This is a genomic window from Pseudodesulfovibrio halophilus DSM 5663, from assembly GCF_059568665.1.
The window spans coordinates 68,415-90,677 of record NZ_JCANTV010000010.1; the positions used below are offsets into that span (position 1 = coordinate 68,415).

The 22,263-nt window shown below is 59.8% G+C and carries 20 protein-coding genes and 1 tRNA gene; 11 read left to right on the forward strand and 10 right to left on the reverse strand.

The features are described from left to right. Positions 1–56 precede the first annotated feature (56 nt). The gene (locus tag BR24_RS07220; protein WP_496540826.1) at positions 57–1,034 is read left to right on the forward strand and encodes a hypothetical protein; all 978 of its coding nucleotides are present in this window, start codon (positions 57–59) and stop codon (positions 1,032–1,034) included. Between the two features lie 20 nt (positions 1,035–1,054). Next, the gene (locus tag BR24_RS07225; protein WP_496540827.1) at positions 1,055–1,432 is read left to right on the forward strand and encodes a RidA family protein; all 378 of its coding nucleotides are present in this window, start codon (positions 1,055–1,057) and stop codon (positions 1,430–1,432) included. A gap of 309 nt (positions 1,433–1,741) precedes the next feature. Here BR24_RS07225 and BR24_RS07230 read toward each other — a convergent pair whose 3' ends face one another. Beyond that, positions 1,742–2,044, reverse strand: a complete 303-nt coding sequence (locus BR24_RS07230) for an Hpt domain-containing protein (protein WP_496540828.1) — start codon at positions 2,042–2,044, stop codon at positions 1,742–1,744. Between the two features lie 137 nt (positions 2,045–2,181). On the opposite strand from BR24_RS07230, the gene BR24_RS07235 reads away from it, so the two are divergent. After that, the gene (locus BR24_RS07235; protein ID WP_496541146.1) at positions 2,182–3,318 is read left to right on the forward strand and encodes a murein transglycosylase domain-containing protein; all 1,137 of its coding nucleotides are present in this window, start codon (positions 2,182–2,184) and stop codon (positions 3,316–3,318) included. After that, positions 3,318–4,247 carry a PilZ domain-containing protein gene (locus BR24_RS07240; protein WP_496540829.1) on the forward strand — a complete coding sequence of 310 codons (930 nt, stop codon included), beginning with the start codon at positions 3,318–3,320 and terminating at the stop codon, positions 4,245–4,247. The genes BR24_RS07235 and BR24_RS07240 overlap by 1 nt, the downstream gene beginning before the upstream one ends. Before the next feature lie 86 nt (positions 4,248–4,333). Here BR24_RS07240 and BR24_RS07245 read toward each other — a convergent pair whose 3' ends face one another. Beyond that, a complete protein-coding gene (locus BR24_RS07245; RefSeq protein WP_496540830.1) occupies positions 4,334–4,894 on the reverse strand; it encodes a GAK system XXXCH domain-containing protein in 561 nt (186 codons plus the stop codon). A gap of 140 nt (positions 4,895–5,034) precedes the next feature. On the opposite strand from BR24_RS07245, the gene BR24_RS07250 reads away from it, so the two are divergent. After that, entirely contained in the window at positions 5,035–6,189 is a 1,155-nt protein-coding gene (locus BR24_RS07250; RefSeq protein ID WP_496540831.1) for an iron-containing alcohol dehydrogenase, read from the forward strand. Here the strand turns inward: BR24_RS07250 and BR24_RS07255 are convergent. The 8 genes from BR24_RS07255 to BR24_RS07290 all read right to left on the reverse strand — a co-directional run bounded on the left by BR24_RS07255 (position 6,186) and on the right by BR24_RS07290 (position 14,741). Next, on the reverse strand, positions 6,186–8,438 hold the full coding sequence (locus BR24_RS07255; RefSeq protein WP_496540832.1) for an ATP-binding protein: 2,253 nt from the start codon (positions 8,436–8,438) through the stop codon (positions 6,186–6,188). The genes BR24_RS07250 and BR24_RS07255 overlap by 4 nt on opposite strands. A gap of 12 nt (positions 8,439–8,450) precedes the next feature. After that, on the reverse strand, positions 8,451–9,209 hold the full coding sequence (locus tag BR24_RS07260; protein ID WP_496540833.1) for a substrate-binding periplasmic protein: 759 nt from the start codon (positions 9,207–9,209) through the stop codon (positions 8,451–8,453). Positions 9,210–9,471: 262 nt separating this feature from the next. After that, positions 9,472–10,224: an acyl-CoA dehydratase activase gene (locus BR24_RS07265; protein ID WP_496540834.1), complete on the reverse strand. Its 753-nt coding sequence runs from the start codon at positions 10,222–10,224 to the stop codon at positions 9,472–9,474. Further along, positions 10,225–11,502 carry a double-cubane-cluster-containing anaerobic reductase gene (locus tag BR24_RS07270; RefSeq protein ID WP_496540835.1) on the reverse strand — a complete coding sequence of 426 codons (1,278 nt, stop codon included), beginning with the start codon at positions 11,500–11,502 and terminating at the stop codon, positions 10,225–10,227. Positions 11,503–11,615: 113 nt separating this feature from the next. After that, positions 11,616–11,891: a mercury methylation ferredoxin HgcB gene (gene hgcB / locus BR24_RS07275; protein ID WP_496540836.1), complete on the reverse strand. Its 276-nt coding sequence runs from the start codon at positions 11,889–11,891 to the stop codon at positions 11,616–11,618. Continuing rightward, positions 11,891–13,048 (reverse strand): mercury methylation corrinoid protein HgcA, encoded by a 1,158-nt coding sequence (gene hgcA / locus BR24_RS07280; protein ID WP_496540837.1) that lies wholly within the window; start codon positions 13,046–13,048, stop codon positions 11,891–11,893. The genes hgcB and hgcA overlap by 1 nt, the downstream gene beginning before the upstream one ends. Then, positions 13,048–13,332 carry an ArsR/SmtB family transcription factor gene (locus tag BR24_RS07285; RefSeq protein ID WP_496540838.1) on the reverse strand — a complete coding sequence of 95 codons (285 nt, stop codon included), beginning with the start codon at positions 13,330–13,332 and terminating at the stop codon, positions 13,048–13,050. Before BR24_RS07285 ends, hgcA begins: the two co-directional genes overlap by 1 nt. Before the next feature lie 134 nt (positions 13,333–13,466). Further along, complete coding sequence (locus BR24_RS07290) at positions 13,467–14,741, reverse strand: IMP cyclohydrolase (RefSeq protein ID WP_496540839.1); 1,275 nt, start codon at positions 14,739–14,741, stop codon at positions 13,467–13,469. A gap of 173 nt (positions 14,742–14,914) precedes the next feature. Between BR24_RS07290 and BR24_RS07295 the strand changes: the two genes are divergently transcribed. From BR24_RS07295 to BR24_RS07320, 6 genes are all read left to right on the forward strand, one after another. Then, on the forward strand, positions 14,915–16,621 hold the full coding sequence (locus tag BR24_RS07295; RefSeq protein WP_496540840.1) for a methyl-accepting chemotaxis protein: 1,707 nt from the start codon (positions 14,915–14,917) through the stop codon (positions 16,619–16,621). A 145-nt stretch (positions 16,622–16,766) separates the two neighbouring features. Continuing rightward, positions 16,767–17,147 carry a hypothetical protein gene (locus BR24_RS07300; protein ID WP_496540841.1) on the forward strand — a complete coding sequence of 127 codons (381 nt, stop codon included), beginning with the start codon at positions 16,767–16,769 and terminating at the stop codon, positions 17,145–17,147. Positions 17,148–17,251: 104 nt separating this feature from the next. Next, positions 17,252–18,526, forward strand: a complete 1,275-nt coding sequence (locus tag BR24_RS07305) for an adenylosuccinate synthase (protein WP_496540842.1) — start codon at positions 17,252–17,254, stop codon at positions 18,524–18,526. 11 nt (positions 18,527–18,537) lie between these two features. Continuing rightward, positions 18,538–19,377, forward strand: a complete 840-nt coding sequence (locus BR24_RS07310) for a DNA polymerase III delta subunit-related protein (RefSeq protein WP_496540843.1) — start codon at positions 18,538–18,540, stop codon at positions 19,375–19,377. 84 nt (positions 19,378–19,461) lie between these two features. Beyond that, positions 19,462–19,537: transfer RNA gene (locus BR24_RS07315), tRNA-Ala, on the forward strand. A gap of 554 nt (positions 19,538–20,091) precedes the next feature. Next, positions 20,092–22,173 (forward strand): methyl-accepting chemotaxis protein, encoded by a 2,082-nt coding sequence (locus BR24_RS07320; RefSeq protein ID WP_496540844.1) that lies wholly within the window; start codon positions 20,092–20,094, stop codon positions 22,171–22,173. The last annotated feature ends 90 nt before the right edge of the window (positions 22,174–22,263 follow it).

Consider the following 22,263-nt stretch of genomic DNA (forward strand, 5'->3'; position numbering starts at 1 on the left):
GCCTTCCCTTTTGGGGCGATATTTTCTAGAGTTCGCCGCGCAACAACGAGGTACTCATGGGAATCGCATCCAAGGTTTTGGAATTCTGTCGCAATATACTCAGGGACTCCGTGATGACCGCCCTCGACCTCTACAAGGTCATGGTGCCCATCATCATCGGGGTCAAGCTGCTGCAGACCTTCGACCTGATCCGCTACGTGGCGCTGCCGCTCAAGCCGCTCATGGCGCTGGTGGGGCTCCCGGCGGAAGCCGGGCTGGTCTGGGCCTTCGCGCTGGTCAACAACATCTACACCGGCCTCATTGTCATCATGTCCCTGTGGTCCGACCTGAGCCTGACGCAGGCGCAGGCAACGGTGCTGGGCGTCATGATGCTGGTGGCTCACGCCGTTCCGCTCGAGGCGGCCATAGCGAAGAAGTCCGGCCCCAAGTTCATCTTTCAGGGGGCGGTGCGCATCGTCGGAGCCCTTGTTCTGGGCATGATCCTGCACGGCATCTACTCCTCGGCGGACCTGCTCTCGCAGCCGGCCGTCATGATGCTGGAGCCCAAGGCCGGCCCGGAGCCGGGACTCGCCATGTGGGCGCTGGGCGAACTCAAGAATCTCGGTTACATTTTTCTCATAATCACTGCGCTCATGACCATGATGCGCCTATTGAACGCCATCGGGGTGGTGGAACTGCTCAACAAGCTGCTTCGCCCGCTTCTGCGGCTGATCGGCATCGGGTCCAAGGCCTCGGCCATCACGGTCATCGGCCTGACGCTGGGTATCACCTACGGCTCGGGCCTGATTATCCGCGAGGCCAAGAGCGGCGCGCTTCCAAAGGAGGACGTCTTCTATTCCCTGACGCTCATGGGCATCGCGCACGCCCTCATCGAGGACACGTTCCTGATCCTGCTGATGGGAGCGCATATTTCCGGCGCGCTCTGGGCCCGTTTCGCCTTCGCGCTGTTGCTCACCGCGCTGCTGGTGCAGGTGACGCGGCGACTCTCGAGCCGTTTTTGCGACAAGTATCTGTGGGGAAACCCCGCACAATGAATGCATAAAGGAGATAAGTCATGACCATCGAAACCGTTCATACCGATAACGCGCCCGCCGCGGTGGGACCGTACTCTCAGGCCACCAAGGCCGGTAACCTGCTCTTCGTCAGCGGGCAGCTGGGGCTTATCCCCGGGGAAGGCAAACTGGCGGAAGGCTTTGAGGCTCAGGCCGTGCAGGCCATGGACAACCTGAAGGCCATCCTTGACGCTGCCGGTTCCGGGCTGGACAAGGTGACCGTGGTTGAAATCTTTCTGACCGACATGGGACGGTTCAAGGAGTTCAATGAGATTTACGCGCGCTACTTCTCAGAGCACAAGCCTGCCCGCGCCGCCGTTCAGGTCGCCGGACTGCCTCTTGGCGGTGAAGTGGAAGTGAAGTGCACCGCGCTGGTTTAGCGCCGGTCTGTACCGAACCGGCCTTCGGTTTTTCATCGGATGCCGATGTCGGAAATCCGACGAAACTCTCCGGCGCAGAAAACTGAAAAAACACCTCGTCAGCCCAAGTGGTTGACGAGGTTGATGGTTTTTACGATGCGAGATTTTTGGCCCGCTTGTTGCTTTTCAATGGGAAACGTCCTGGAAAGCAGGTGAGGCCGGATGCGGTCGGGAACTAACAGCATCAAAAGGAACGTTTACCAATGAGTTCCGGCCCCGAAGCCCACGGCAGACCGGGAACGAAAAAAGCGGGTGCATGCACCCGCTTTTTCATTCAACGACATACGAGACCGTTACCTCGTTCAGGTATTCGTCCAGCCTGTCGAGCTGGCTGGTGATATCCTTTCGGCGTCCTTGCTTGGCTGCCTCCTCGATCTGCCTGCCGATCTCTCCGAGGCCGTCGAAGCCGTAGCCGTATCCGGCGCCTTTGGCGTTGTGCCCCAAACGCTCGACCGTCTCGAGTTCGCCCGCGTCGAGAGCGGCGCGCATCTCTTCCAGATCATTGCGGGAGTTTTGCATGAACCGGTCTATCAGAGGCCGCAATTCTTCGTTGACCTGTTCCGTGACTTTCATTCGGGGACCTTTTGTCGTATTTTCAGGGCGGATTCTTTCCAACAAAAAAATAAAGTAGAGATAATACTCTTTTTGGGTGAACAATGCATAAGGATTTCACTTTACAAGGATTTGGCACAAGAGCCTGTTTTGCCTTGGTGCTGCTCGCCCTGCTGTGCACCTCCTGCTCTCGCGGAGATGCCGTCCGGCTGGCCTCGGCCGCTGCCACGGGTAATGTGGCCGCTGCCGCAGAAGGCTTCGCGCGCTCCAAAGCAATATCCTACGCAACGAACCCGACCGCGCTCGTGGGAGACGTCAAACGTTTCGGGGAACTGCTTGAGGCTTTCAGAAAGGCGGTTTCCGGCGAGTGGGGGGACGACGTCCGGGAACCTCAGCCGAAGGTGTATGTAAAATACACGCAGGCGTTCAAGTCCAGAGCCATCGTGGATTTCGACGCAGGGTTCGTTCGAGTGGAAACCGTCGACACCGAAACGCCTCGCAAGAGCCTGCGCGAGGCCGTGGTTACCGCGCTGCTGACCCCTGATGACCCGAGGGCGGTGGATCTGTACGACGCAGGGGAGGTCCGGCTTGGCGGCGTGCCGTTTCTCTACAACGAAGTGCTCGACCACGACGGCAAGCCTATCCGCTGGGAGTGGCGCGCCGGTCGCTATGCAGACCATCTTCTCGATACTGCCCTCAAGACCCGCCGTACCGACGGCAAGCAGGTTCGCTATGTGGAATTCGCGATGGTCTCGGACCACCTGAAGGTTCGGGCCCGAAAGTATCGGGAGCTGGTACTGGCAAGCGCCAGACGGTTTGGCGTGAGCCGCAACCTCATATATGCCATCATGAAGGTGGAGTCGGATTTCAACCCGTTCGCCGTGAGTCATGCCATGGCCGTCGGGCTCATGCAGGTGGTGCCTTCCACGGCGGGAAGCGACGTCTATCGCTACCTCAACGGAAGCAAGGGCCGCCCTACCATGCAGCAGCTTTACCGCGCGCCGCTTAACATTACATATGGGACCTGCTATCTTCATCTTCTGCAGACACGCTACCTTTCCCGCGTTGCCGATCCAGTGGCAAGGGAGTACTGTGTCATCGCCGGATACAACGGCGGCGCGGGCAACGTCCTGCGGACTTTCGACAGCGACCGTGAAAACGCGTATGACAGGGTGAATGGCCTGAAGCCCGGAACGGTTTACCGAAGGCTCGTCAATGACCATCCGCGTGCGGAAACGCGCCGCTATCTCCAGAAGGTGATGGCGGCCAAAAAGGAATTCGTCAATTTCAGATAATGGAAACAATTTTCGCAGACCTTCAGCGATACGTTGACGGCCCATTGGCCGAGATGCTTACCTCCATGTTCGGACTCGAAGGCCCCGCACAGGCGCGAATGCTGCTGGCCGGTGCGCTGGCCGCCGTTGCGCTGGCCCTGCTTCTGCTCGCGTGGCTCCTGATGCGTCCGGGAAGGCGCAGAAGCACCGGGCGGGTGGAGGACATCCCTTCTCGCCTGAGCAGCAAGGGCGCGGTCCTCGACCTGCTGGACGCGTCGGGTGGCGATGTGGCCGCGCGTTGCGTGATCACCCGCGCCGGCCGCCGCAGACTCCAGTGCGACATTATCGAGAGCAGTGGACGGGTGCCGCAGGAGGGAGAGTCTGCAACGCTTCTCTTTGCTCCCTCCACGGCGGGGGGGACAAAGACCAATACGTTCAGCGCCACAGTCGGCAAAGGCGACGCCGACCGCTTCGTGCTGGAGGCGCCGCATTCCTTCGGCTACGTCAAACGGCGCGAGCACGTGCGAAAGCGCGTCATGGATCAGCAGTTCATTCGGGTAAGGCTGTGGGTCTCCAACACCGACTCCGATTTCCCGTTTCAGGATGCCCAGCCGGATGTGGGGGTGAACTCATACGCCCAGGACGACTCCGGTCACGAGGCCAATACCGTGATCAACATTTCCAACGGAGGCATGGGACTCTCCGTACGTAATCAGAACCTGCCGCCGACCTGCATCAGCGGCGTGCCCGTGGTGCTGAACATTTTTCTGTTCAACTTTCGCGAAAAGGAATTCATCCCCTACTGGTGCTCCGGGGAGATTCGCAGCATGGAGGGCGGTGAGGACGGCTATACGCGCGTGGGAATAGCCTTCAGCGGCAGCGGCACTCCGAGAGACGACGGCTGCGTCGACTGGAACACGGGTGGCTCGTATCCGCCGTCAGTGCGTTGAGGATGATTGATTGAGATGTCTTGCAGTAATCTGCAAAGAATGGATAATGATCAAAGGGGGCGCCTTCCGAGGCGCCCCCTTTGCTGTTAGTCGTATCTGGCGTGGCAGTGGCTCTTCAGGGCCTGCAGCTGGTCAACCGTCTCGTGCAGCGCGTCCATGTCCTGCGCCTCGAAGGCTTCGGAAAACGCGGAGCAGACCCGGCTGTATTCTTCGTAGTATTCATCCCCGTAACCGGGATAAGTGACCATGAGCGCGGAGTCTTTCAGGAACTCCTCCACGGCTGCCCGCGGGGGGAGTTCGTCGTCGTGGATCATGCGGAAGATCATCTTGAAGCTGCGTTTCATGCGCTCCTTGAGTTTCTTGTAGGAGGGCTTTGCCGATTTTTCGTCCGGCAAACCGCCGTCCTCGGGAGCTTCAATCCCGGGTTCGGCGGTGTCCTCGTCGCGGACGGTGCAGACTTCGCCGTCGCTTACCTTGAGCTTAACTTCCAGCTGCCCGTAGCTTTCCTTGGCCTTGAGCTTGAATTTGTGAAAGTCGGAAGGGCACTCGAGGTTGTCCGGCGCCTTGCCCTCGAGGATGTCGGCAAGCTCGCGCAGCAGTTCCGGAAATTTGTCTCGCGCAATGTATCGTTCGGTCTTCTGGGACATGGTATCTCCTTTTCCTTCTGGACTTGCCCATTGGTTCAGGCTTGAGTACATCGTAAACACGGCTATCGTCCATATTACATCACATGGGACGCGACGCAAACACAATGAGTAAAACGGCCAATATGTCGGAGTCATGAGCAATGCAATTCAACTTTCGCACACCCGCCAGGATTCTTTTCGGCAGCGGTACCATCTCGGAGCTGCCCTCGATTGTTTCGGATTTCGGAAAACGGGTCTGTCTCGTGACAGGCTCATCTCCGGCGCGTCATGAAGACCTGACGGCCAGCCTGCGAGATTCGGGAGAGCAGGTTCTTGTCCTGCCCTCCCATGGCGAGCCGGACGTGGAAACCGTGACCGTCCTGCGCGAGAAGGTGCGGGAGTTCGGGGCGGACGTCGTGGTCGGCATCGGCGGCGGCAGCGTCATCGACGCGGCCAAGGCGCTGGCCGCTCTGGCGGCAAACCGTGGCGACGTTTTCGACCACCTCGAGGTGGTGGGGAAAGGGGAGCCTCTCCTCGAACGTCCTGTGCCGATGGTCGCCATCCCGACAACCTCCGGCACCGGCGCGGAGGTGACGGCCAACGCCGTGCTGCTCTCGCGGGAGCACGGGGTGAAGGTCAGTCTGCGTTCGCCCATGATGATTCCCGACGTCGCGTTGGTGGACCCGGCATTGACCGTGGACATGCCGCCCGCGGTAACGGCCTCCACCGGAATGGACGCCTTGACGCAGTTGCTAGAGGCGCTGGTTTCTCGCAAGGCCACCCCAATGACTGACGCCCTGTGCCGCGACGGCCTCTCCCGTGCGGCGGGCGCGCTGTCCGAGGCGTGGCATGACCCGGAAGACATGGAGGCGCGTGAGGACATGGCATACGCGGCCATGCTCTCAGGCATCGCTCTGGCCAACGCCGGGCTCGGTGCGGTGCACGGTTTCGCCGCTCCCATCGGAGGCCGTTTCGGCGCACCGCATGGCGCTGTCTGCGCGGCACTGCTGCCGCAGGTCATGAAGGCCAATATTGATGCGCTTCGTGAACGCGACCCCGGCTCGGACAGGCTTGCCGCCTATGCCGGGGCCGCCTGGCTGCTCTGTCGCACGGCGGACGCCACGCTGGACGACGGCGTGAGCGCGGTGGCCGAGCTTTGCGAGGAGCTGGAGATACCGGGGCTCTCAGCGTACGGAATGGAAGCGAAGCACCTAGACTCCATGGTGGAGGCGGCCGCCGCAGCCAGCAGCATGCGCGGCAACCCGATTGAGCTGACGCGAGAGGAGCTCAGGGGAGTTCTGGAGAGCGCCCTTTAGGTCAGCGCGTCTATGATGGCTTCAAGGAGCGCGGTCTTTCGCACGGGTTTGGAGAGGTACTGGTCGCAGCCTACCTCGAGGCAGCGCTGCCGGTCCTGATCCATGGCGTTGGCGGTAAGGGCGATGATGGGCGTGCGCGACCGATGCTCGTCGTCCTCAAGGGCTCGGATCATTCGCGTTGCGCCGTACCCGTCCAGCTCGGGCATTTGGATGTCCATGAGGACCGCGTCGTACTTTCCGTTGCGGAACAGGGCGACCGCGTCCGCTCCATTTTCTGCAAAGTCGAGGCTTCTGACGCTGTTTTGCAGGAAGAGCTCGATGAGCGCCCGGTTGTTGTCGGAGTCCTCGGCCACGAGCATGTGCAGATTCCTCTGCTGCAGCACCTTTTCCAGCTTTTGAGTGCGGTCTTTCTGGCGTTCGTCCGGGATGTCCGCCCGGGTGCCGGCCTCATAAGGCACGAGGAACTGGAAGGTAGTGCCTTCACCCCTTGTCGAGATGACGCTCATGCTGCCACCCATCAGTTCCGTCAGGGCGCGCGATATGCTGAGTCCCAGTCCGGAGCCTCCGTACTTGCGCGTGGTGGAGGCGTCCGCCTGCATGAATCTGCCGAAAATGAGCTCCTGCTTTTCCTCCGAAATACCGATGCCCGTGTCGCTGACCGTGAAGCACAGGGAGGGCTTGCCGTTTTCCCGCCCGAAGCGGGGTTCGACGGTGAGCGCCACATACCCCTGATCCGTGAACTTCACGGCGTTATCCAGAAGGTTGATGAGAATCTGGCTGATTCTACCGCTGTCGCCCCGGACGACTTCGGGAACGTCGCGGGCGATGTTCAGCCGGAAATCCAATCCTTTGGCTTCGGCCTTCTGGGCTATGCCCCGCGTGAGCTCGCGGATGCGTCTGGCAGGCTCGAAAGCGTGGGTTTCCAGTTCGAGCTGTCCCGCTTCTATCTTGGAAAAGTCGAGGATGTCGTTGAGAATGCCCATGAGCAGTTGGCCTGAGGTCTTGAACGTGGTGATGTACTTGAGCTGCCGGTTCGTGAGATCGGTTTCCAGCATCAGGTCGGCCATGCCGAGGATGGTGTTCATGGGAGTGCGGATTTCGTGGCTCATGCCCGCGAGAAAGTCGCTCTTGGCCCGGCCCGCGGCCTCGGCCTTGTCCATGGCGTTTTGCAGCTGCGTTTCCGTTTTGCGGTGCTCGGATATTTCGCGAACCAGTGCCGCGTTTGTCCTCTCGAGCGCGTCCGTCCGCTCGGCGATCTGTCTGACCAGCCTTGCGGAGCGCTCCACGGAGGAGCCGATGTCGTCCAGTTCCCTGAGCCGGGCACCGGGGAAACGCTCCGGGGTTTCGCCGCGCTGGACCTGATCGAGGATGGTTACCGAGTTGAGGATGGGGCGCAGGATGTCCCGTCGCACGAGAAGAACCACCATTGCGAGCCCGGTCAGGATGATGACGAAACAGGCGGCGCCGATGGCGAGCGTCTGTTTCGACTTCTGCGCAATGACGGTGAACCGGTCCGAAGCCGTGCTGACCGTGCGCGTGGATATCTTGCCGACGTTGGCGTCCAACGTGGAGGAAATCTCCTGCCACATTCCGTCGATGCGCGCTCCCAGCGCCGCGCTTTCCTGAAGGTGTTTCACCATGGTTCGCAGGGTGGCCGATTTCTCGGGTCCCATGCCGGACGCGCCGGATTCCGCGATCTGCATGAGATTTGCGGATATCCTGTCAAGGTTGTCGGTGTCTCTGCTGCGCAAGGCCTGTAGTCCCAGGTCCAGAACAGGTGCGTGCTCAGTGCCGCCGGAAAGTCGCTCGAACTCCGCGAAGTTGTTGAAGGCCATGTCCATGAGCTGATCCTGTTCACCGCGCAGGGCGTGTATGGTGCGCATTCTGGTTGCCACCGAATGGGCGATGGAGGCCATGGAAGGTGTGCCGTCAAAGGTGGCGTCCTGCGAAAGGACATGGGCAGCCAGCATGTACCGCCGACGTTCCTCGGGGTCGTCGCTGCGGTAGAGGATCTGGGCGAAACGGGACAGCCGCTCGAGGTTGACCGCTGTGCGCAGATTGTCCGAAACGGATTTGAGCACGTTGTCGCGAGTGTCTTTGGAGAGGGTGTTGATGGAGAAAAGCGCGTGGCCGACGATCAGGCCCGTGAGGACCATCAGCAGGCAGATGACGGCGAGGTAGCGCATGGCCATGGGCATGAGCCCGTGTCGCGCGCGTTTGAGATGCTGGTCCTGTGTCTGTTCGCTCATGCCGTTTCCGGACTAGTAGATGCTGAAGGGGAAGTATCGCTTGTTGATTCTGTCGTAGAGGCCTTCCGCCTTGAGCTGCCTGATGGCGCTGTTGACTTTCTCGCGCAGTTCGTCGTCGCCTTCGTTCACCGCGATGTGCGCGTGGCTGGAAACATTGTTCGCGGGGAGGGCGGCGCCGGTGTAGTCGAAGTCCCGCCCTTGCGGCGTTTGCAGAAAGTCGTAAATGGTGAGGCTGTCAGAGAGCATGATGTCCGCCTTGCCTTCAATGAGCATGTCGAACGCAGCCTTGGTGCTCTCGGCAAGGAGGAGTTCGCTTTCGGGATAGTTGTTTCGTACGTAGTCGGACTGCACGGTTTCCCGCTGGGCGACGATGGTCTTGCCGGCCAGGGTCTCCTGTGAAGCGTCGGGGAAGCGCCCGGCCCGGGCCACGAAGTTGCTTCGGGAGCGGTAGTAGGGGATGGTGAAGTCCACGATGGCGTCGCGCTTCGGGGTCTTGGCGACGCTCGCCACGACCATGTCGAATTCGTCATCAGACAACCTTTGAAGCAGCTCTTCCCAAGGGGCTGTGACGACCTTGCAGTCCCGGTTCATCATGTCGCAGATGGCCCGGGCGATGTCCACGTCGAAGCCGGCGGGGCGGCCTTGTTCATCCATGTAGTTGAACGGCGGGTATGCGCCCTCGGTGGCGACCACGAGCTCGGTCCGCTCACCTGCCGAAGCGGGAACGGCCAAAGTGAAGAACAGCAGCAGGGCCGCTATGGTTCTGGTCATGCCTAAGCCTCCTGAAGAGTGGGGAAGATGTTCCGGGCATGTCGCGGCGAGTCCACGAGAATTGTCGGAGACTCGGTAAAAAGCAATACATTACGTTTGGAAAAAAATGAAGGATTGAAAAAGAGAGTCCGCACTCGGCGGACTGTGCTGAAGATTATTCTTCGTTAATCGGTCGGCATGTCGGATATTCGGCGGCGGGAGGCGAGGCGGAGGGCCCCTGCCGCGGGGCAGGGTGTCCTTAACGTACCGTTGCGGGGTGATGTCAGGCCAGCATGGCGGCTCCGAGCGCCCCGGTCATTTCCGGGGCTTCGGGCGTCAGTATGTCGCTCCCGTCCGTCTCCAGAAGCTGATGCAGCAGGGCGGTCATGCACGGATTCCTCGCCACGCCGCCGACGAATGCCACCGGGAGCTTGCCGCCGACGCGGCGCAGCATGTTCACCGTGCGACGGGCAATGGACAGGTGCAGTCCCAGCGCGATGTCCTCGGGGCGAGTGCCCCGGGCCATGAGGGAGGTGGCCTCGGTTTCCGCGAAGACGGTGCACATACTGTTGATGATCGGTGCGTTGTCGCCTCTGAGGGCGTACTCGCCGAATTCCTCCACCGGAATCTGGAAGACCGCGGCGGTATATTCAAGAAACTTGCCTGTTCCGGCTGCGCACCGGTCGTTCATCTCGAACTTCAGCACCTTTCCCGTCCCGCTCAGGGACATGGCCTTGGTGTCCTGCCCTCCGATGTCGAGAACGGTCGCCGCCTCAGGGTGAAGCGTGTGAGCACCGGTGGCGTGGGCCTTGATCTCGGTGACGGTGTCCACCGGACAGGGGAGCCCGGCTTCTCGCACGAGCTCCCTTCCGTATCCGGTTGCCATGCATCGCTCCGGGACGACGTCGGCCAGCAGCTTTCGCAGCTGCGACACGGGATCGAAGGTGGTGGGCAGCGTTCGCTGCGACACGACCTCCCCGTCGTCCAGCAGGACCAGTTCCATGGATCTGGAACCGATGTCGATGCCGGCGATCATTTACATCATCTCCAGAAACGCTTCCACGCGCGTCTTGAGCTGTTCCGCGTCTTCCATGGAGTAGTCGGTCTCGATGCCGAGCACAGGAATCTCCGCCTCAGAAAGACGGCGGTCCAGCTTGATGGATTCGTGCGTGTAGGGCTGGCAGAACATGAGCGCGTACTGGATGACGCCGTCAACGTCGAGTTCGCGCGCCATGGATTCCACGTTCTGCGGGCGTTCGTCGTTGGGCGTGAAGCAGGCGCAGTCGATCTTCATGTAGCGGTCCGCGATGTTGTCGAGCAGCTCCTCCAGCGTCTCGCCGGACTCGTCCACCAGGTCGCGGGAGTTGCGGGTGCCGATACAGGACTCTTCACCCACGATGACCGCGCCCGAGCTTTCGATGAGCCATGGGAGCTTCCAGTTGGGCACGGCCATGGGACAGCCCGAGAGCATGACGCGCGGGGTTCCCTCGGGCACGACACCTTCGGACGCGGCGATGCGTTCTTCGATCTCGTCGCAGAGCTTGTTGATGTTTTCGGTGAAGCGGACGGGATCGTCATAGAAGCTGATCTGGTTGACCAGCAGCACGTCGCGCCCGGAAATCGGGGTGGGCACTGCCGCGCGCAGGGCGTTCAGCCGCTGCAGGGCGCGCCGCTTCTCATTGACGACCCGGATGCCTTCCCTGAGCCGCTCGGCGGTTATCTCGACGCCGGTCAGCTCCTCGAGGGCGTCCTTGAAGCGCAGCACTTCGGACTTCCAGAGTTCACGGTCCGAGGCTTCCTTGCGCTGCGGAACTTCCATGACGTACATGTTGTCCACGTACTCGCCAAAGCCTTCGTAGGCCTTTTTCTTGCCATCACAGGTGGTCTCGCCCACGATCATGTCGCAGGACTCGGTGAACGGGCAGAGCTTTGCCAGCTTGAAGCCGATGAAAGACTTGATGAGGGCGCAGGTGTTGCGCGGGACGATCTCCTCCGCCAATTCCTTGCCCGCATCCGCACCGGAGCACAGCCCGACCTGCACCGCGTCGGCCGCGAGGCTCAGTTCCTCGGGCACAAAAACGCAGAATGTGCCGATAACCTTTTTCCCTTGCGCCTTTGCGTCCTGAAGCTCCTTGATGCGCAGGCCGTGGACTTCGGAAAGCACGAAGTCCAGATACTCTGCGCCGTTCAACCGTCCTTTCTGCGACAGGTAGATGTCGCCGTAAAATTTGCCGAGGACTTCAAGCAGGCCGTCATGCGCGGCAAGGTCGAGGTCCAGCTTCTCCCACATTTCGCGATACGCGGACTCGGACATTGGTCAACCCTCCTATTGGTTTCATCAATGTCCGGGAGTTTATCCCGATAGCGGAGTGTGAAGGCAAATCGTTTGTCGGCATGGCGGCATCTCGGAATCATAGGGAATATCTATCAGCAACACCCTCCGCTGTTGCGGATGCCGAGCCAGCGTTTGATTATCAGCGCGGCACAACCCACCCCGGGGGTGACGGAAACGGCTTCCACCGGGCAGTTCAGCGCACAGGCGCCGCACTCCATGCATGCTCCGTGGTCGGCCAGGACAGCCTTGCCGCCTTCGAGCCGGAAAACGGAATGGGGACATACGGCAAGACACATGCCGCACCCGACGCACGTTTGCGTGTCGAGGGTGAGCGTGGCCATGCCTTCAAGGTAGCGAAACTCCTTCATCAGGCACCTCCGGTGATAAAAGGCAGGGCAAGCCAGAGCGCGAGGCCCAGCAGCGCGGCCCCAAGCTGGAAGGGAATGCCCCGTTTCATTTCATGTTCAACGCCGGTGGGCGAGGTGAACGGCGTGGAACCGGTGAAGTGCATCATCATGTACGAGCCGGCGGCGGTGCCGATAAGGACGGCCCCCGGTCCCGAATTCGCAATGAGCGCCGTGCATGATGCCGTAACGGCTCCCGTCATCGCCCCGTGCAGCCAGAACATGCGTCCCGGAAGCCGCGGGATGAGTAGAGGCGCCAGCACACCGCCGCCAAGAAATCCGGCAAAGGCGGTGAGGAACGCGCTCCAGCCACGCGACCATGCTGCGTGAATGTCGTATCCCCAAGGGCCGATGCCTCCCAGCAGTGCGAAAAGCAGCAGGGCGAGCAGAATCCAGCGCCATGCGAGAATGATTTCGATAGGCACCAGTTCGGCTCGTTCCTTTAACGTAAAGGAGACGGCGCGCATGTTGTCCGTGGTTTTCAGGCCGTTGTCGATGAACGGCTTCAGGTCGGCGGCGCGGACAGGGCCGTACTGTACGCTGAAGCCGGTGGCCCTTTTCACCTCGTGAGCGGAAACGCCCGGGGCACCGAGCTGGGGCAGGATGACCGAACGGTGATCGACGAGCTTTTCAAGTCCTGAGGAGCGTATCTTGCGAATGACCTCTTCCGTTGAGAACAGGGCCTTGCCTGCCGCGCACCAGACGTTGATGCCGCGAGTGTCGATGACCAGCAGCCACACATCGGTACCGGCGAGATCGCGTCTGACGACATCGAAGGTCAGTTTGTAGTTGGCGGTGACAATGACCGGAGAGTCCGGACCGGGGGTGCCCACGGCGTGAATGCCCGGTGTGACCCGGTAATTGGTGCGTAGAAAGCCTGTACGAACAAGGAAGGTTCCAAGATGGTCCTTGAAACGGATTCTGGAAGAGATACGCGGCACGGTTCCTGCCGAAGTTTCCATGAAGTCTTCGACGAAGCCGCAGATTTCGTATCCGGGACGCTCAAAGACCCCGGCCTCGGGGTCGGGCTGAGGGCCTCAGCAGATTTCTTCGGCCGGAGACGCGGCAGCGACCGGCGGCTGATTAAATATTACGTCGTTCAGGTCTCTGAGATCATTCATCATCGTTCTCCGAGTGCGTGCATCAGGGTCCCCATATCATCAAATGCTTCGGGGTTGACGCAGTAGCAGGTCTTGGGGCCTTCGATTTCGCCGTGGATAAGGCCCGATTCGCGCAATACCTTGAGGTGCGCGCTCACCGTAGACTGGGCCAAAGGCAGTTCGTCCACGATGCTGCCGCAGGTGCAGCGGTTGATTTCGACGAGCTTGCGAAGAATGAGCACCCGTGTGGGGTGTCCCAACGCCTTGCAATATCCGGCCAAACGTTCCGTTTCGTTTTCTTTCATGATTCCACCTATCGTTAATCGTCGATTGACGATATTCGCTTCGGGGCTGGATGTCAAACCTTGATGGGTAATGGAAAACAAAAAAGGCCTCCCCCGGAAGGGAAGGCCATTTTATTAACAATATCGAATTTTTGCTAGTGCTTGAAGCTGCGCTGGCCGGTGAAGACCATGGCGACCTGCGGGGTGGCCTCGTTGACGGCCTGAATGATCTCGTGGTCGCGAATGGAGCCGCCGGGCTGGGCGATGGCGCTGACGCCCTGCTCGATGCACAGGTCCACGCCGTCGCGGAAGGGGAAGAAGCCGTCAGAAACAGCCACGGAGCCGGGGAGGCCGCCGCGTTCTTCCTCAGTCTGTTTTTCGATTTCTTTCAGCGTGGCGGCGAGGGATTCGTCCTCCTTGGCTGCCAGCTTGAGTTCGAAAAGGCTTTTGCCGGTCTTTTCGAAAGCGAGCAGGTCCGAGTGCTTGGTGTAGGCCTTGCCGATGGCGAGGAGCACGCAGCCGACGCGGTCCTGTTCGCCGGTTCCCACGGCTACCGTGGCGCCGTCCTTGACGAACAGCACGGAGTTGGAGGTAACTCCGGCCTCGACGGCCCATGCAAAGAGGAGGTCGTCGGCCTCACGGGCGTCCGGAGTGCGGGCGGTGAATGCGTTGCCGTCCTTCTCCGCGCTGGCGGAGATGAAATCTTCTTTGGCGAGAATGCGGTTGCAGAAGGAGAACTGAAGCACCATGCCGCCGTCCATCAGGGACTTGATGTCGAGGAAGGGCTGGCCGGTGAGCTTTTCGAGTTCACCGATTCCCGGAATCTGCAGGATGCGCAGGTTCTTCTTGCTTTTGAGCATCTCGAGGGCGTCGGCGTCGTATGCCGGTGCCGCGACCACCTCGAAGTAGGCGGTGTTGATGATCTCAGCGGTGGCCTTGTCGAGCTTCCGGTTCACGACGATGGCGCCGCCGAACGCCGCGATGCGGTCGGCCTTGAAGGCTCGATCCAGCGCGGTGGCGAGGCCTTCGTCGGTCCACGCTGCGCCGCACGGGTTGTTGTGCTTGAGGATGACGGCGGCCGGTTTGGCGGAAAGATACTGAAGAATGTTCAGGCCGTTGTCCACGTCGGTCAGGTTTATCTTGCCGGGATGTTTGCCGGCCTGAAGCATGTGTTGCTCGGTGAGGGCGCAGACAAGACCCTGTCCGGGACCGCGCAGCTTCACGCCGCCGACTTCGAGTTCGCCCTCGACCGGCTCGAAGAGGGCCGCGGGCTGATCAGGGTTCTCGCCGTAACGCAGCCCCTTGGTTTCTCCGTCGATTTCCCATGTGCGCTTGCGGAAGGACATCTTCTGCCCTCCGAGTTCGATGGTCATTTCTTCGGGAAACGGGTCCTGCTGAAGGGTCCGGTACATTTTCTTGAGATCGCTCATGGCTCCTCCGGTTTGTGGGGTGAGGTCTCATATCACAGGACCCCTCGGCGGGCAATGCGCTGTTAGCAGGGTTATTTTTTGGGAAAAATGGATGCATTACATGGAGGCTCGTGTACATTAGAAACATGATCATCAAATAGGCCGCAAGGAATACACTCTCAGCGGAGGCCAAAATGAAGCGTTTTTGCGACTGGAAAATGCAGACCAAGATTCTGACGGTTTTCGGCGGCATGGCCGCGATAGTGCTGGGAGGGCTGTTGGGATATTTTCTTCCGGTGACCAGCGATGCTTTGATGCAGGAAAAGCGCCTTGCAACAAGAAGTGTCGTGGACGTGGCATACACGCTTGTTGAACAATACGGCCAGATGGCATCTGCCGGCGAGTTGTCCGAAGAAGAGGCTCGGAAAAGGGCCATCAAGGAAGTCCGGGCGCTTCGCTATAGCGGGAGTGAGTATTTCTGGATTCAGGCCACTGATGGCAAGATGGTCATGCATCCCATCTCGCCGGATTTGGAAGGGAAGCAGCTTATCGCGGTCAAGGATGACAACGGCAAGCCTTTTTTCAGAGAGATGATTGACATCGCCAAAAACGAAGGTGGCGGTTTCGTTGACTATGTCTGGCCCAAGCCCGGGAAAAAGCAGCCGGTTCCCAAAGTGTCCTACATAAAAAATTACAGGCCCTGGGGGTGGATCGTCGGGTCCGGCATTTACGTCGACGATGTTGAAGAGCAGATGGACGCGCTGCGCCTGAAAATCATTGCTCCCTCCGTAATCGTGATCGCTCTGGTCATTCTGGTCGTCGTCATGGTGGTCAGAGGAATGGTCGGCCCTCTGCAGGCGGCTGTTGTCGCAGCAAGAAGGCTGGCCAAGGGTGACCTGACTGTGGAAATCCCCAAGGGGTGCCGAGATGAATCGGGTCAGCTTGCCGAGGCAATGCGGGGCATGGTCCACGAACTCCGTGACGTGGTGTCCTCGGTTCAGGAGGCCAGCGAGAACATGACCGCGGGCAACGAGGAACTTGCTTCGGCGTCAATGGAGCTTTCGCAGGGAGCCAATACGCAGGCGTCCGCCGTGGAACAGGTCTCTTCTTCCATGGAGCAGATGACTTCCAGTATCAGCCAGAATGCCGCAAATGCTCGTGAAACGGATTCCATCGCGGTGAAGGCGGCCTCTGACACGGAAAAGGGCGGCGAGGCGGTCAAGAAGACCGTCGAGGCCATGAACCAGATCGCGGAGAAGATTCTCATTGTCGAGGAGATCGCCCGGCAGACCAACCTGCTCGCGCTGAATGCGGCCATCGAGGCCGCACGGGCGGGCGAGCACGGCAAGGGGTTCGCGGTGGTTGCCGCGGAGGTCCGAAAACTTGCCGAGCGCTCAGGGCAGGCGGCTTCTGAAATCAGCGAACTGTCCACTTCCAGCGTGGCCGTGGCCGAAGAGGCCGGGGAACTGCTCGCCAAGATCGTTCCGGACATTCAGCGGACCTCGGAACTGATTCAGGAGATATCCACCGCAAGCGACGAACAGACCTCCGGTGCCGAGCAGGTCAACTCCGGCATTCAGGAATTGAACAAGGTCGTGCAGCAGAATGCTTCGGCATCCGAGGAAGTTGCCTCCACCGCGGAGGAACTTTCGAGCCAGGCGGAGCAGTTGCAGGAGAGCATCGGCTTTTTCAAGGTTGCCAGCGACAGCAGGGAGCAGAGCCGCTACGCGAAGCCCGCGAAGAAAGGCGCCAAGAAGAAGCCGCAGGCCAAGGCGAAGCCGCTGCCCTCCGCCGAGTCTCCCAAGAAGAAGTCCGCGGAACCCAAGGGCGGCGGAGGTGGCGGAAATAATGACTCCGGCGCAATGATCAACATGGACGATGACGAGTTCGAACGCTTCTGATGTTCGACGTGCATAACCTCCTGAGGGGAGGCCGCCTCCGACGGTCGGGGGCGGCCTTTCCGTTTGGGCATTAGTCATTGGCTGTCGGCGGGGAATCTGCTATGCAGGCCACGGCATTGCCAATCAAGGAGAGATAGAAACCATCATGGCAGATTCATATCTGGAGAAAGCGCTGGTCAAGATGGCGCGTCAGCTCAACGCTTATGACGAAGCCTCTCTCATGAGCGTGTGGGAAAAATACGCCGAGAGAGTGCGTGAATTCGAGCCGACAAAACGCTGGGAGGACGATGTTCTCGTTTTTTGCCTGCTGCAGTCCGTGCGCTTGAAGAACCAGCTTTTCAATCACCGCTGGAGCGAGTCCCGCAATCCCGAGCCGCAGGACGGCGGGATTGATCTCACTGCGCTTACCGCGCCGCAGGGCAGCGTGAAAGGCGAGCACAAATCCGAAGAGCCCGAATCCGCCGAAAACGGCGACGACTCGGCCCCAAGAGGAAAAGTGCTGCGCTTTACCCCGCGCGACAAGTAGCCGCAGTTGACACATCTTCACGTATTCATTACGCAAGATTACCGTTTTGTGGTCAATTTACGGGTTGTAGCTTTGCCTCGGCCCGCGTCAAGGAGCGTTGAACAATGGCTAACGTAGTGGTTTTCGGCTCCCAGTGGGGGGACGAGGGCAAGGGGAAGATCGTGGACATGCTCGCGGAAAAGGCTTCTGCGATTGTCCGCTTCCAGGGCGGCAACAACGCCGGTCACACGCTGGTGGTCGGCGGCGAGAAGTGCATTCTGCACCTCATCCCTTCCGGTGTGCTGCACCCGGGCAAGAAATGTCTCATCGGTAACGGCGTCGTGCTGGACCCCAAGGTTTTCTGCGAAGAGATAGACAAACTGGCCGAGCGCGGTCTGGACGTCTCTCCCTCGCGTATGATGATTTCCAAGAAGACGCACGTGATCATGCCGTATCACTGCGTCATGGACGCGGCTCGCGAATCCACCAAGTCCGACAGCAAGAAGATCGGCACCACCGGACGCGGCATCGGTCCCTGCTACGAGGACAAGATGCACCGTTGCGGCATCCGCGCCGCGGATTTTCAGGACAAGGTGCTGTTGCGCGAAAAGATCAAGCGCGGGCTTGAAGAGAAGAATGTTCTTCTTCAGCACCTTTACGGGGTGGAGCCGCTTGATGCGGAAGATATTTACGAAGACATCCTGCCTTACGCGGAGCGCCTCGTTCCGTATCTGGGTGACGTCTCCTCCACCATCCAGAAGATAAACGAAAAGGGCGGCCGAGTCCTTTACGAAGGCGCGCAGGGCACGCATCTGGACATTGATCACGGCACCTATCCGTTCGTGACCTCCAGCAACACCGTGACCGCCAACGCGGCCACCGGCTCCGGCAGCTCCCCGCGCGACCTCGATCGCATCATCGCCATCGTCAAGGCGTACACCACGCGCGTCGGCGGAGGGCCGTTTCCCACCGAACTCTTTGACGAAGTGGGCAACTTCATGCAGGAACAGGGCGGCGAATACGGCGCCACCACCGGCCGTCGCCGTCGCTGCGGCTGGCTCGATCTGGTGGTGCTTCGCGAATCCGTGCGCCTCAACGGCCCCACCGAGCTGGCCATCACCAAGCTTGACGTGCTCTCCGGTCTCAAGGAGCTCAAAATCTGCACCGGATACAAGTACAACGACGAGATCGTTAACTATCCGCCGCAGGAGCAGAACGGCATGGCCAACGTGGAGCCCGTCTACGAGATCCTGCCCGGCTGGGACGAGGACATCACCAAGGCAAAGAGCTGGGACGACCTGCCTTTGAATGCCAAGAAGTACCTGGAGCGCATTCAGGAACTTACCGGCGTGACGGTCGGTCTGGTGTCCGTTGGCCCTGACCGTGAACAGACCTTTTAGGAATACGAGCCATGGCGTCCGGCCGAACTGATCCGCTCACCGTCCTCTCCGGACAGCAGAACGCGATTCTCCGGCTGGGCGCCCTGGCGTCCAATCCGCCCCAGAGCGTGGTCATCGAAGGCGGCAACGCGGACGAACGTTTCGCCGCCGCCCAGTGGTGGGCCATGCGCTTGAACTGTGCCGTGCCGGATACACCCTGTGCCGGATGCGTCACGTGTCGCCAAATATCGGATCAGGCTTTCTCGGACCTCATGGTGTTTGACGGACGCGATGACCTCATCAAGGTGGAGCCCATCCGCGAGGCCCGTCCCATCTGGGGCCAGCCGCCGCACGGAGACGGTTACCGCGTCACTATTCTCGCCGAAGCCCAGCGGCTCATGACCGAGTCGGCCAACGCGCTGCTCAAGTCCCTTGAGGAGCCCCGGCCGGGAAACGTGTTCGTCCTGTGCACCCCGCAGCGCGAGAGACTGCTGGAGACACTGGTGTCCCGCAGCTTCGTGGTGACCTTGGCATGGCCCGAGGTAGCCGCGAACGACTCGGACATTGATGAGTGGTGTGCGGCCATGGTGGGTTTCTGGCAGTCGGGACGCGGCTGGTTTTCGCGGACGTCCACCAAGGGAAAAGTTGATGCTGATCTTGCCTTTCAGGTCCTGCTCGGTATGCAGCGGCATCTTCGCAACGCCATGAGCGGGGCAGCGGACGATCTCGGCTCCAAAATGGCGGCGAAGCTCGGCCCCGACGGCCTGCGTCGTCTGGACCTCGCTCTCGGTGAGGCTCAGGATGCCCTCAACACGCAGGTGCCGGTCAATCCTTCCCTTGTGCTGGACTGGCTCGCCACGCGACTTCGCTAATCTTTTCAAAGATTTTCATTTTTCTCCCATGAATGTGTTGACAGCGATACCGTGTTTCGCTAAACACATTTCTCCCAACGCAGTGGGGCTGTAGCTCAGTTGGGAGAGCGCTTGAATGGCATTCAAGAGGTCGTCAGTTCGATTCTGTCCAGCTCCACCAATTTTCCTTAATGGCTTCGGTAGATTACCGGAGCCATTTTTTGTTGCCTGACGGTCGGAAATCCGGTTTGTGGTCCAAATGTGGCCTAATCCGAATTTTCGGCTTTCAGCACCTAAAGCCCCCCTCCCACACACTCCACTTCGCATTCTTCGGCCAAGTCAGGGCCACTTCTTCAGATTGGGCGTTGTGTAGAAAAGTGCAGACGGTGTCTCGGATGATCTTTGTTTTCATGTTTGGTTAACAAAGTCATGTGCGCCAATTATTTGCTATCCGTCCTTTGGTGCTGCTTTGAGCTTAAGGAAGAAGTCTTATTGGGGATAAGAAAGGCAGGTAGGGTCAAACCGTCTGAATTGGATTATTCTGTCGTTGTGACAGAGGGTTGTTTGCTTTGTCCCGATAAAATAATACTCGCTCACAGGTCTGTTCGCGTATATTCCAATAAATAGTGAGGGGGATTGTTCCGGCTGAGTCGGGAGAATGTGCTTCTGGCGTACGGATTCGATTCAGACTGGGAACAGGGTTGGTCGTGTTCTTTGTTTTAAAAGGGGGGCTCTATGGCATTCAAAAATTTTCCACTGAGACTGAAGATCGGAGTGAGCGTCTGTCTGGTCGTGGCCGTGATTCTGACAGTCTACACGGTGATCGTGGTCACCAAGTCGGAGACGAACTCCGTTGAGGCTGCGAAGAAACTGGCTTACGAAATGGCAAACAGGTATGGTAATCAGGTCAAGAACGACATCGAAAAGGCCTTGGACGCAAGTCTGACAACCGCCGCAGTATTCGAGGCCATGGTTCAGCGAAAGGACCTTGTCGACCGTGATATGGTCGATGAGATTCAGAAGAAGGTTCTGCTCTCGAACGATACCTTTTTCGGAATACAAAGCGCGTTCGAACCCAATGCGCTTGACGCGCGGGATGCCGAGTACAAGGCCACTGGCGATCCCATGTGGGAGCACATGGGCGGCGCGTATGGCAACTACTGGTGGCGCGAAGGCGGCGAACTCAAGGTCGTCAACCTGACCAAGTTCGACTATCCGAATACCCGTGATTGGTACAAGGGCCCCCGTGACACGGGAGGGCCGTACCTTACAGAACCGTATTACACGGACGTGGCGAACATCAACATGTCCACCATGAGCGTGCCGGTCGAGTCGAAAGGGCGCTTCATAGGTATTGTGGGCATCGACTTCAGCCTCGCCGCGTTTCAGGACATGGTCGACGGGGTTCACCCCATGGGTACCGGGCGTGCGCTCATCGTGTCCAACAAGGGAACGGTGGTGGCGCACCCTAATCCGGATCTGGTCAACAAGGAACTCGGCCAGTTCCTGAATCAGGAGTATTCACAGTCCATCATGCGTTCCATTGAGCAAGGCGAGAGCTTTGATTCATTCATGGCTTCACCCCTGACCGGAGACGAATCATACTTCCTTTTCCAGCCCATCCGGGTTCAGGGTACCAAGACGCCGTGGAGCATCGGTATCGTTATTCCCAGAGAAACCATTTACAAGGATTCCCAGAACTTCTTGTATCTGAGCGTTGCCCTCGCCGTGGGCGCGCTGCTTATCGTCGCGGCTGTAGTGTTCCTTCTCGCCAAGAACATCACCAACCCGTTGGTGCGAAGCGTTGCGTTCGCCAGTGAGATCGCCAAGGGCAACCTTACGGCGAGGCTTGATGTCGACCAGCGAGATGAGGTTGGGGTGTTGGCAAGGACGCTTTCGGAGATGGGCGACAAACTCAAGCAGGTTGTCGGGGATGTGCGTGACGTTACCGACAGTGTCTCCAGCGGCGCCGGGGAGCTTTCTTCAACGTCCATGACACTTTCACAGGGGGCTACGGAGCAGGCCGCCTCCATTGAAGAGGTCTCCTCCAGCATGGAGGAGATGGCTTCGAACATCGGCCAGAACGCCGAGAATGCCAAGCAGACGGAAGAGCTTGCCCGCAGCGCTGCCACTCAGGCAGAGGACAGCGGGACTGCCGTCGGCGAGGCCGTGACTGCCATGCGCGAGATTGCTGAGAAGATCAGCATTATCGAAGAAATCGCACGGCAGACCAACCTGCTTGCCCTGAACGCCGCCATTGAGGCCGCACGCGCGGGCGAACACGGGAAGGGCTTTGCCGTCGTTGCTGCGGAGGTTCGCAAACTGGCCGAGCGCTCCGGCGTGGCCGCCGGCGAGATCAGCCAGCTGGCGGGCAACAGCGTTGACATAGCCGACCGGGCCGGAGAGATGCTCAGCCATCTCGTGCCTGACATCCAACGGACGGCCGATCTGATAGAAGACATAACCAGCGCCACTCAGGAGCAGAGCTCCGGCGCTTCGCAGATCAACAGCGCGATACAGCAGCTCGACAACGTCGTGCAGCAGAACGCCTCTGCCTCCGAGGAGATGTCCTCGACCTCCGAAGAACTTTCCGGACAGGCCGAGAGCCTTCAGCAGACGGTCTCATTCTTCAATGTCGGCTCGGGACGTCGCCGCCCGAGTCAGTCGCGGCAGCGGGCGCCCAAGGTGCAAACGGAAAAGCCCAAGGCCATCGGTTCCGGCGAACAGAAGGCCAAGCCCGGAAAGCAGGGGCCGGCTGATTCAGGTTCTTCGGACGGCGTGAATCTGTCGCTGGATGATGACTTTGAGCGCTTCTGATCGCGCTGGTGATGGATGACAAGAATGGGTGGTCTTCGGGCCACCCTTTTTTTGTTGTCCGTAGCAGGCCTCAGAACGGTTGCACAAAGG